This window comes from Ideonella sp., assembly GCF_036277275.1.
Lineage (GTDB): Bacteria > Pseudomonadota > Gammaproteobacteria > Burkholderiales > Burkholderiaceae_C > Ideonella.
Genome location: NZ_DASUNH010000131.1, coordinates 1 through 11,206, shown reverse-complemented (window position 1 = coordinate 11,206; position 11,206 = coordinate 1). Strand labels below are relative to the sequence as shown.

6 protein-coding genes are annotated in these 11,206 nt (G+C 67.7%); 3 read left to right on the top strand and 3 right to left on the bottom strand.

Going from position 1 to position 11,206, the window contains the following annotated elements; genetic code table 11:
• Both VFY73_RS22500 and VFY73_RS22495 read right to left on the bottom strand, forming a co-directional pair.
• Window positions 1-2,318, bottom strand: a 2,318-nt coding sequence (locus VFY73_RS22500; RefSeq protein ID WP_329722994.1) for an efflux RND transporter permease subunit, incomplete at its 3' end; no start/stop codon positions are given.
• Between the two features lie 46 nt (window positions 2,319-2,364).
• The gene (locus VFY73_RS22495) at window positions 2,365-3,549 is read right to left on the bottom strand and encodes an efflux RND transporter periplasmic adaptor subunit (RefSeq protein ID WP_329722992.1); all 1,185 of its coding nucleotides are present in this window, start codon (window positions 3,547-3,549) and stop codon (window positions 2,365-2,367) included.
• A 344-nt stretch (window positions 3,550-3,893) separates the two neighbouring features.
• Between VFY73_RS22495 and VFY73_RS22490 the strand changes: the two genes are divergently transcribed.
• Window positions 3,894-5,102 carry an efflux RND transporter periplasmic adaptor subunit gene (locus tag VFY73_RS22490; protein ID WP_329722990.1) on the top strand — a complete coding sequence of 403 codons (1,209 nt, stop codon included), beginning with the start codon at window positions 3,894-3,896 and terminating at the stop codon, window positions 5,100-5,102.
• A 3-nt stretch (window positions 5,103-5,105) separates the two neighbouring features.
• Window positions 5,106-8,330, top strand: a complete 3,225-nt coding sequence (locus VFY73_RS22485) for an efflux RND transporter permease subunit (RefSeq protein WP_329722988.1) — start codon at window positions 5,106-5,108, stop codon at window positions 8,328-8,330.
• Window positions 8,331-8,391: 61 nt separating this feature from the next.
• Here VFY73_RS22485 and aroC read toward each other — a convergent pair whose 3' ends face one another.
• Window positions 8,392-9,489 (bottom strand): chorismate synthase, encoded by a 1,098-nt coding sequence (aroC, locus tag VFY73_RS22480; protein WP_329722986.1) that lies wholly within the window; start codon window positions 9,487-9,489, stop codon window positions 8,392-8,394.
• A gap of 207 nt (window positions 9,490-9,696) precedes the next feature.
• On the opposite strand from aroC, the gene VFY73_RS22475 reads away from it, so the two are divergent.
• The coding region (locus VFY73_RS22475; protein ID WP_329722984.1) for a putative bifunctional diguanylate cyclase/phosphodiesterase at window positions 9,697-11,206 on the top strand (1,510 nt) is incomplete at its 3' end.

Sequence of the window (11,206 nt, the reverse complement as noted above, 5' to 3'; positions counted from 1 at the left end):
CCGTTGACGTAAGCGCGCAGCGAAGACGCCACCTGCGGGCCGGTCAGGCCCAGCTCGCGGATGGCCGAGTCCTTCAGGCGCACGGCGAAAGCCGGCAGGCCGGGCTTGACGGTCGTGTCGACGTCGACCGCGCCCTTGATGCCCTTGAGCTTCTCGGCAAAGTCCTTCGCGACCTTGGTCAGCTGCTCACCGTCCGACCCCAGGATGGTGATCCAGATCGGCCGGTCGAAGCCAACGCTGGCCTCCAGGCCGGGGATGCCGGCGATGTCGGCACGGATCGCGTCCTCGATCTCCTTCTGGGTGCGCTTGCGGTCCTTGCGGTCGGTCAGCGCGATGTTCAGCGAGGCCTGGTTGCGGCCGGTCGCCAGGCCTTCACCGGTCGAGCCGACCACCGTCTGGATGGTCTTGATCTCGGGGTACTTGCCCGACAGGATGGTCTCGACCTGCAGCACCTTGTCGTTGCCGCGGTCCAGGCTCGAAGCGACCGGGAAGCGCAGGTTCAGCTGCGTGAAGCCCTGGTCGGTCTGCGGCACGAACTCGCTGCCGACCAGGCCGGACAGGCCGAGCGCGACGACGAAGCTCATGAAGCCGGTCCAGGCGACGATGCCGCGAGGCGTCAGCGTCATCAGGCGAAAGCGCCTCGGCTGGCTGCGGTCACGCTGGCCACCGGCGTCGAACGGGCGGCCATAGGCCGGGATCGGCAGCACGAATACGCGGTAGCGACGACCCGAGAAGGCCCAGGTGATCAGGCGGCCGTAGATGCCGTGCAGCCAGTCCATGCCGCGGTCGGTGCCACGGATCATGTGGCCGATCACCGGCACGTCGCGCAGGCGGGCGCTGGGCGGATCCTTCCAGACGCTGGACAGCATCGGGTCGAGCGTGAAGCTGACGAACAGCGACACGATCACCGCCACCGCCACCGTGATGCCGAAGGGGTAGAAGAACTTGCCGATCACGCCGCCCATGAAGGCGACCGGCACGAACACTGCGCAGATCGCGAAGGTGGTCGCCATGACCGCCAGGCCGATCTCGTTGGTGCCGTCTTCCGAGGCTCGGTGATGGTCCTTGCCCATGCCGATGTGGCGCACGATGTTCTCTCGCACCACGATCGCATCGTCGATCAGCAGGCCGATGCACAGGCTCAGCGCCATCATCGTCATGAAGTTCAGCGTGAAGCCGAAGGCGTAGACGGCGATGAAGCTGGAGATCACCGCGATCGGCAGCGTCAGGCCGGTGATGATGGTCGAGCGCCAGCTGTGCAGGAACAGGAAGACGATCGCCACCGTCAGCAGTGCACCTTCGATCAGCGTGTGGCGCAGGCCGGTCAACGAGCCCTTGACGAAGTCGCTGGAGGCATAGATCAGATTCAGCTCGATGTCGGCCGGCAGCGTCTTCTTCAGCTCTTCCATCGCCTCCTTCACCGCGTCACCGGTGGCCACGATGTTGGCGTCCTGCTGCTTGAAGACTGAGAAGCTGATGGCCGGCTGGCCATTGGTACGGGCGATCGAATCAGGCTCGCGCTCGCGCTCGACCAGGGTGCCCAGGTCGTTCAGCGTCAGCACCAGGTTGCCGCGGTGGGCGACCACGATGTTGGCGAACTGCTTCGGGTCCTTGACCCGGCCTTCGACCCGCAGGATCGCGTCGGACACCCGGTCGGACACCAGCCCGACCGGCTGGTCGGCGTTGGCCGCCGCCAGCGCCGTGGAGATCTCGGCCGGCGTCACGCCGTAGGCCTTCAGGCGCAGCGGGTCCAGGTCGATGCGCACTTCGCGCGAGACCAGGCCGCCGACATCGACCTTGGCCACGCCTTCGACACGACCCAACCGCTTGGCGATCGTCAGCTCACCCAGCGTCGACAGCTCGCGCGCCGAACGGGTCTTGCTCATCAGCGCCATCACGACCACGGGCTGGGCGTTGTCGGCCTGGAAGCGCGACACGCTCGGCTGCTTCACGTCCTTCGGGAAGGCTGCCTGGGCGGCGGCGATGCGGTCGCGCAGATCCTGCATCGCGCGGCTCATGTCGGTGTTCAGCGTGAACTCGACACTGGCCTGCACGCGGCCTTCGAAGCTGCGCGACTGCACCCGGTCGACACCGGCGATGGAATTCAGCGCTTCTTCCAACGGCTTGGCCACCTCACGCTCGACCGCCTCGGGCGAGGCGCCGGGGTAGCGCACGTCGATCCAGGCGCCGGGCAGCGAGATGTCGGGCATCTGCTCGACGCCCAGCTTGCTGTACGAAAACAGCCCCAACACACACAACGCGACCATCACCATGGTGGCGAAGACGGGGTTGCTGATGGCGACTCGGGTCATCCACATGGTGAACCTCTGCTCTTTCTATATCTGGCTATCTGACGCGGTCGCTTCAGTTGGACGCCGTGGCCACGCTGGCCAGCGCTGACGACGGCTTGGCCGCCGACGCAGCGGTGGACGGCACCGGGGCGATCACCCGGGCGGCGGCGCCTTCGCGCAGGTTGTCGAAGCGCATCGCCAGCACCTGGGCCTCGGGCTTGACGCCGTCTTTCACCTCGACCAGGCCACGCGCTTCGTCGCGCCGGCCGGTGGTGACGGAGCGGCGCAGCAGCTTGCCCTGCTCGATCGTCCAGACGTATTCCTGGCCCGATGCGGTGCCGATCGCGGCCACCGGCAGCGTCAGCCGCGGGGTGCCTTCGGCCATCGCTACGTGGGCCTGGGCGTACTGGCCGGCGCGCAGCTTCTCTTTCGGGTTGGCGATCGCGATCGCGACGCCGATCGAGCGGGTGCCCGGCTCGGCCGCCGGCGCAATGCGCGCCAGGTTGCCCTTGACGGGGTCAGCCACGCCCTCGACCTGCACCGTCACCGGCATGCCGGCCTGCAGCATGCCGACTTCGTGGGTGCCGACGCTGCCGGCCATCTCGAGCTTGGTCAGGTCGACAATGGTGACGATCTGCTGTTCGTTCGAGACCTTTTCGCCAGGCACCACATGGCGCTTGGCCACGATGCCGGAAATCGGCGCCACCAGGTTCGCTTCACGCAGGTTGATCTTGACCGTCTCGGTCTGCGCCTGGGCCGCCGTCAGGTTGGCGCGGGCGCTGTCCAGCGCCGCCTTGGACGATTCCAGCGCGTTCGGCGAGATGAACGACTGCTCGGCCAAGCGCTGGTTCGACGCGTGGGTGCGTTCGGCCTGGACCATCTGCGCCCTCGCCGCCTCGACCTGGGCCTGGCGCTCGTTCAGCCGGGCGTTCAGGTCGGCCAGGTCGACCGCGCCGAGCTTCTGGCCGGCCGTTACCCGGCTGCCTTCGGCCACCGTCAGGTTCAGCAGCGTGCCGGCCGCCTTGGCGCGGACCACTGCAGTGTTCGGCGCCACCAGCGGGCCCGAGAACTCCACCATCCCGGCCAGCGGCTGGGTGCGGGGCACCACCACTTCCTTGGTGGTGAAGTCGAGCACCTTGTCTTCGGGCTTGGCATCGGGCTTGTCGCCGCCCTTGCGGCCGGCCATGACCGCCGCGGCGCCGCCGCCGAGGGCCAACACCGCAACCACCACTCCTCCAATTACCCAGCGCTTGTTCATGCGTGCTCCTGCAAAAAGTCATTCGCCTTGGTCAGGCGCAGCGCAGTGTAGGAGTGCGCGCCCGGCCGATCACCGGGGTGCCGACGAAGCGCATTGGAGTGGCGACGAAATGCACCCGGGACGGATGAGCGGTGCCCGCGTCGGGCGATCGGCCCGGGGCTGCCGACCGCGCCAGCCCACCGGCCGCCGCCCGCGCTGCCCGGTCGCCGTTCGCCCGCTCCAGCCCGCAATTCGTCGCAGGCCATGGCTATCGGCGTCTCGTTCAAGATAAGCTCGCGCGTCATTTTCTGGCCGACAGGTGTCCTGTCCGCCATGATTCTTCGAAATAGCTGGAGGTCCCCCTGATGTTGCGTCGTCGTCCGTCCGTGGCCATGCCGGCCCACCTGCCTAACAGATTGGCTGTGGGCGTGGCCGCAGGCCTGCTGGCCGTTGTCCTGGCTGGCTGCAGCAAGGGCGCCGGCAACGGCCAGGCTGCCGCCAAGCCGGGCACCGCCGCCTCGGCGCCGCCCACGCTGCTGCTGTCCGCGGAAGACCTGCGCATCGCCACCAGCGGCCTGCATGCGGTGGGCCCGGTGATCACCGGTTCGATCCAGCCCGAGCGCCGGGCCGACCTGCGCGCCGAAGTGTCCGCCGTGGTGCTGCAAGTCTTGAAGGACAACGGCGAGACCGTGCGCAAGGGCGATCTGCTGGTTCGGCTGGACGACACCGCGATCCGCGACAGCCTGGCATCGGCCGAAGAAGCCTCACGCGCGTCGGCCCAGTCGGTCGACCAGGCCGAGCGCCAGTACCAGCGCCTGCGGACACTGCAAGCGCAAGGCATGAGCTCGATGCAGGCGATGGAAGACGCCGAGATCCGCCGGAACAACGCCCACAGCGACCTGGTGGCCACCAAGTCGCGGGTCGCAGCGGCACGCCAGCAGTTGCAGCGCACCGAAGTGCGCGCCCCGTTCGACGGCGTGGTCAGCGACCGCAAGGTCTCGGCCGGCGACACCGCCCAGGTCGGCAAGGAGCTGGTCAAGGTGATCGATCCGACCAGCATGCGCTTCGAGGGCCTGGTGTCATCGGACCGGATGGGCGAGATCAAGCCGGGCCAGTCGGTCAGCTTCCGCATCAACGGCTTCGGCCAGCAGGAATTCAACGGCAAGGTGCGACGCGTCGATGCCTCGGCCAATGCCAGCACCCGCCAGGTGGAGGTGCTGGTCGGCTTCGAAGGCGGCGAGATGCCCAGGGTCTCCGGCCTGTACGCCGAAGGCCTGGTGGCCACCGGCGGCCAACAGGCGCTGATGCTGCCTGAAGCCGCGCTCGCCCGGGAAGGCGACAACACCTTCGTCTGGCGCGTCAAGAGCGACACCCTCAGCAAGGTCAAGGTGAAGTTGGGCGAGCGCGATCAGCGCAGCGGCGACTACGTCGTCCTCGCCGGGCTGGCCGAGGGTGACCAGGTGCTGCGCCGCCCCAATGCGAATCTGGTCGACGGCCAAAAGGTCGAGCGCAAGGCCGTCGCGGCCAGCAGCCCCGCCCCTGCCACGCCGGCCGCTTCGTCAGCAAGGAGCTGAGCCATGTTCCTCTCTGATTTCAGCATCAAGCGACCGGTGGCCATGATCGCCATCGTCATCGCGCTCATGTGCCTGGGCCTGATGGCCCTGGCCCAACTGCGCGTCAACGAACGGCCCGACGTCGAATTGCCGATGCTGGTGGTGTCGATCAACTATCCGGGTGCGTCGCCCGACACCGTCGAGCGCGAAGTCATCAACCGCATCGAAAAGGCGCTGCAAAGCATTTCGGGCGTCGATGAGGTCCGTTCGCGCGCCAACGAGGGGTCGGCCCGCATCGACCTGGTCTTCAAGTTCGGCAAGAACATGGTCGAAGCGGCCGACGAGGTGCGTAACGCGATCGGCACCGTGCGCTACAAGCTGCCGGTCGAGATGCGCGAGCCGGTGCTGACGCGCATGGACCCGTCGGCCCAGCCCATCATGCAGCTGGCGCTGTCGTCGTCGAAGCTGTCGCATGCCGAGATCTCGCGTCTGGCCGAAGACACGCTGGCCGACCAGATCCGCGGCGTCACGGGCGTGGCGGTGGTGGATCTGAACGGCGCGCTGCGGCGCGAACTGTCGGTGCTTCTGCGGGCCGATCGACTTCGCGCGTTCAATGTCTCGGTGGCCGAGGTGGTCAACGCCCTGCGGCTGCAGAACGCCAACGCCCCGGTCGGCAAGGTGCGCGGCAACCTGGAAGACCAGAGCATCCGCCTGGTCGGCCGGATCGAATCGCCGGCCGAGTTCGAACAGATCGTCGTGCAGCGGCGCGGTGAGCAGATCGTTCGCCTGGGTCAGGTGGCCACGGTGCAAGACGGTTTCGCCGAGGTCACCAGCTTCTCGGTGCGCAATGGCCAGCCCAACGTCGGCATGTCGGTGATCCGCGCTCGCGATGCCGGCACGGTCGGCGTCGCCAACGAGGTGCGCAAGCTGGTCGACGAGATCAACAAGACGCTGCCCGAGGGCACCCGGCTGGAGGTGACCCAGGACGGCGGCAAGGAAGCGCAGAACAGCCTGAACAACGTGGTCCACGCGCTGGTCTTCGGCGCCGGGCTGACGATCCTGGTCGTCTACATTTTCCTGAACTCCTGGCGCTCGACGCTGATCACGGCGCTCAGCCTGCCGACCTCGGTGATCGCGGCCTTCATCGCCGTGTGGGCCTGCGGCTTCACGCTCAACTTCATGACGCTGCTGGGCCTGTCGCTGGCGATCGGTGTGCTGATCGACGATGCGATCGTGGTACGAGAAAACATCGTGCGCCACATGGAGCGCGGCGAGTCGCGCATGAATGCAGCGCTCAACGGCACCGCCGAGATCGGGCTGGCGGTGGCGGCGACGACCTTCTCGATCGTCGCGGTGTTCGTGCCGGTGGCCTTCATGCCGGGCATTTCCGGCGAGTGGTTCCGGCCGTTTGCCCTGACCGTCGTGGCCTCGGTGATGGTGAGTCTGTTCATCAGCTTCACGCTCGATCCAATGCTGTCGGCCTACTGGGGCGACCCGCCCGGTCACCACCATGCCGAACACAAGGGCATCACGCGCTGGCTGGCCCGATTCAACACCTGGTTCGATCACCAGGCCGACCGCTACGGCCAGGTAATCGCCTGGGCGCTGCACCACCGGATCTGGATGTTCCTGTTCACGCTGCTCAGCCTGGTACTGGCCATGGGCCTGTTCTTCAAGTTCGGCGGCACCAGCTTCCTGCCCAACGGCGACTGGGGGACGATCGCGATCGACGTGCGCACGCCGCCCAGCAGCAGCGTCGAGTACGCACGGATGAAGCTGGAGGCCGCGGCACAACTGGCGCGCACCTTGCCTGAAACCAAGGCGACCAACAGCTACGTCAACCCCAACGGCGGGCGCATCTACGTCGACATCGGCAAGAGCACCGAGCGCAAGCGCTCCGGCATCGCGGTCGCGAAGGACCTGCGCGAGCAGGTCAAGCGCCTGGTCGGTGCCGAATACGTCGTGCTGGACGACCTTGGCGGCGGCGCGCAAAAGCCGGTGCAGATCCGCTTCCAGGGCGAGGACGCGCGCAAGCTGCAGGCGATTGCCACCGAGTTCATGGAAAAGCTGCGCCATGTGCCCGGCGCCGTCGACGTCGGGCTGTCGGACCAAGACCCGCAGGATGAGCTGAAGATCGAGCTGGACCGGGGCCTGGCGAATGCGCTGGGCATCTCCGTCAACGACGCGGCGCAAGCGCTGCGCGTGGCGTTCGCCGGCGTCGAGGTGGGCGATTGGATCGACCCCAGCGGCGAGACCCGCGACGTCGCCGTGCGTCTGCACCCGGAAGACCGCGTCGACGCCAGCAACATCGAACGCCTGCCGGTCACCGTGACCGGGACCAACACCATCGTGCCGCTGGACCAGATCGCCGGCATCACGATGGGCAAGGGCCCCTCGCAGATCCAGCACAACGACAGCAAGCGAATGATCGCCGTCTCGGCCAATGCGCAGGGCCGTTCGGCCGGCGAAGTGACCGCCGATGCGCTGAAGATCGCCAAGGCGATGAACTTCCCGCCGGGCTACGGGCTGGAGCTGGGCGGCGCCGCCAAGGATCAGAACGAGGTGTTCAGCCGCATGCTCAGCGCCCTGCTGATGGGCATCTTGCTGATGTACCTGGTGCTGGTGGTGCAGTTCAGCTCGTTCACCGCGCCGATGCCGGTGATGTTCTCGCTGCTGTTCACGCCGATCGGGGTGGTGCTCGCGCTGCTGGTCACCAACAGCACGCTGAACCTGATGAGCTTCATCGGGATCATCATGCTGGTGGGCCTGGTTGCGAAGAACGCCATCCTGTTGCTGGACGCCGCGCGGGTGCGCGAAGCCGAGGGCATGGACCGCGAAGAGGCGCTGATCGCCGCCGGCCAGCGCCGCTTGCGGCCGATCCTGATGACCACCTTTGCACTGGTGGCCGGCATGCTGCCGGTGGCCATTGGCGTCGGCGAAGGCGGTGAGTTCTATCGCCCGATGGCGGTGGCGATCATCGGCGGGGTCATCACCTCCACCGTGCTGACGCTGCTGGTGGTGCCGAGCTTCTACGACTCGATCGAGATCAAGCGCGACCACATGATCGAGAAGTTCCATCGTCGCAGCCAGCGATGGAACACCGCGATCGGCTTCTTGCTGACCTTCCTCGAGTTCCTGGCGTTCATCACCTTCTTGCGGCTGTTCTGGCGCATTGGCCGCTGGGCGCTGGGCCGCTTGACCGGCCGGCATGCCGGGCCGCCGGTGGCGACCCCGCCGCGGGCCGCCTGAGATCGCCCTGCAGAAACGACAACGGCCACCTTCGGGTGGCCGTTTTTCTTGAGCGGTGGATTCAGCGCTGCGCCGGGATGACCGGAGTGTCGACCCGCACGTCGCCGCACTGGGCGCGGTGACGCAGCGCGTGGTCGATCAGCACCAGCGCCAGCATCGCCTCGGCGATTGGCGTCGCGCGGATGCCGACGCAGGGATCGTGGCGGCCGAAGGTCTCGACGGTTGCCGGCTGGCCGGCCAGGTCGATCGACTGGCGCGGGGTACGGATCGAGCTGGTCGGCTTGATCGCGATCGAGACGCGGATGTCCTGGCCGGTCGAGATGCCACCCAGCACGCCACCGGCGTTGTTGCCGGCGAAACCGGCAGGCGTCAATTCGTCGCCGTGCTCGGTGCCGCGCTGGCGCACCGAGCCGAAGCCGGCGCCGATCTCGACCCCCTTGACGGCGTTGATGCCCATCATCGCGTAGGCGATGTCGGCATCCAGCTTGTCGAACAGCGGCTGGCCCCAGCCCGGCGGCAGGCCACGGGCCTCGACATACAGCCGCGCGCCGACCGAGTCGCCGGACTTGCGCAGCGCGTCCATGTAGTCTTCCAGCTCGGCGATGCCGCTGCTGGTGGCGGCGAAAAACGGGTTCTGGCCGACCTGGCCCCAGTCGTCGACCGGGATCTCGATCTCGCCCAGCGCCGTCATGCAGCCGCGAATCGAGATGCCGTGGTGCTCGTGCAGCCACTTCTTGGCCACCGCGCCTGCGCCCACCATCGGCGCCGTCAGCCGGGCCGAGCTGCGGCCGCCGCCGCGCGGGTCGCGGATGCCGTACTTGTGCCAGTAGGTGTAGTCGGCGTGGCCGGGGCGGAAGGTCTGGGCAATGTTGCCGTAGTCCTTGCTGCGCTGGTCGGTGTTGCGGATCAGCAGGCAGATCGGCGTGCCGGTGGTCTTGCCTTCGTAGACGCCGGAGAGGATCTCGACCGCGTCCGGCTCGTTGCGTTGGGTGACGTGGCGCGAGGTACCAGGGCGGCGCTTGTCGAGGTCGGGCTGGATGTCGGCCTCGCTCAAGGCCATGCCGGGCGGGCAACCGTCGATCACGCAGCCGATGGCCGGGCCGTGGCTTTCGCCGAAGTTGGTGACGGTGAAAAGCTCGCCAAAACTGCTGCCGGACATGAAGACCCTTGTGGCGGCCGTGCGCCACGAGGCGCCGCATGCCGATGCTGCGAAGAAGTGAATCTGATTTTATCGACGGGCCTCGTCATGCGGCCAACCGTGAAGGCTGCATGAAATAGCGGGCTTTTATGGGCCGCCTCAGACCAATGGACTTGAGCGATTGCCGGCACAGTGCTGATCTGCTCATTTGTTACAGCTGCTTTGGTATTGCAGTCCGTTCCCGCCGCCTCTTCGCTACCCGCCTGGCCCTGGCTCGCGCTGGTCGCGGCGGCACTGGGCGCAGTGGCGGCGGCCGGCTGGCGGGCCTACAGGCAAGCGCAGCGGCAGGCACAGCAGGCCACGGCCGGCGAACGGCTGACCGAAGCCATGCTCGACCACAGTTCTCAGTTGATCGGCCTGCTGACGCCGCAAGGCCTGGTGCTTCGGCTCAACCAGGCGGCGCGGGAATGGCTGGGCCCGGTGGCCGCAGCCGCCGCCGGCAAACCGCTGTGGACGCTGCCGGCCTGGCTGCCCGCGCCGGCCGATGTCGACAAGCTACGCCAGGCCGTGGCGCGCGCCGCTGAAGGCCACCCACAGCACGTTGAGGTATGTGTTGCCACGCAGTCCGGCACGCGCCGGGTGGAGCTGTCCGTGCGGCCGATGCGCCGCGCCAACGGCCGCCCGGGTGACGACACCACGGCCCACCTGCTGGTCGAAGCCCGCGACGTGACGATGCGCCGGCTGGCCGAAGACAAGATGCGCCTGGCGGCCGCCGTGTTCGAGCAGGCCCGCGAAGGCATCATGATCACCGACACGCGCGGCGTGATCGTCACCGTCAACCAGGCTTTCTGCAACATCACCGGCTTCGAGACCGACGAGGTGGTGGGCCAGTACCCGGCGATGCTCGCCGCATCGCTGGAAGACCCCGGTCTGCCGCGACGCATGCGCCGGGCGCTGCTGCGCGGTGGCCACTGGCACGGCGAGCTGCGCAGCGCGCGCAAGAACGGCGAGCACTTCACCGCCTGGGTGTCGTTGAGCCGCCGGCGCGACGCCAGCGGCCAGGTCAGCCACCTGATCGGCATCGTCAACGACATCACCCGGTCAAAAGACGCCGAGCAGAAGCTGCTGCGCCAAGCCCACTACGATGCGCTGACCGAGTTGCCGAACCGCCACCTGCTGGAAGACCGGCTGGGCGTGGCGCTCGCAGCGGCGCAACGACAAAAGGACATGCTGGCGCTGCTGTACATCGACCTGAACCAGTTTCGCCACATCAACGACAACTTCGGCCACCGCACCGGCGACGCCGTGCTGCTGGAGATGTCGCATCGCCTGCGTGACAACCTGCGCGACACGGACGTGGTGGCGCGCATCGGCGGCGACGAATTCGCCGTGCTGTTGCCCGGCACCCAGGCCGAAGGCGCGGCCCAGGTCGCCAGCAAGCTGCTGGAGCGCGTGGCGCAGCCCTGCACGGTCAGCGAGCACGAGTTGAGCCTGACGCTGTCGATCGGCGTGGCGATGTACCCGGCCGACGGCGACACCGTCGAAGAGCTGACACGTTGCGCCGACACGGCGATGTACCGCGCCAAGCTGGAAGGCCGCGGGACCTACCAGTTCTTCACCGCCGGCATGCAACAGCGCTCGGTGCGCCAGATGCAGCTCGAGGCGGCCCTGCGACGTGCCGCCGAGCGGGACGAACTGCTGCTGCACTACCAGCCGCAGGTCGATTCCCGCACCGGGG

Bases quoted from the DNA above. Each gene is read 5' to 3' on its own strand.
- VFY73_RS22490 (WP_329722990.1), top strand. From the start codon at position 3,894: ATGTTGCGTCGTCGTCCGTCCGTGGCCATGCCGGCCCACCTGCCTAAC.
- VFY73_RS22485 (WP_329722988.1), top strand. From the start codon at position 5,106: ATGTTCCTCTCTGATTTCAGCATCAAGCGACCGGTGGCCATGATCGCC.
- VFY73_RS22495 (WP_329722992.1), bottom strand. From the start codon at position 3,549: ATGAACAAGCGCTGGGTAATTGGAGGAGTGGTGGTTGCGGTGTTGGCC.
- aroC (WP_329722986.1), bottom strand. From the start codon at position 9,489: ATGTCCGGCAGCAGTTTTGGCGAGCTTTTCACCGTCACCAACTTCGGC.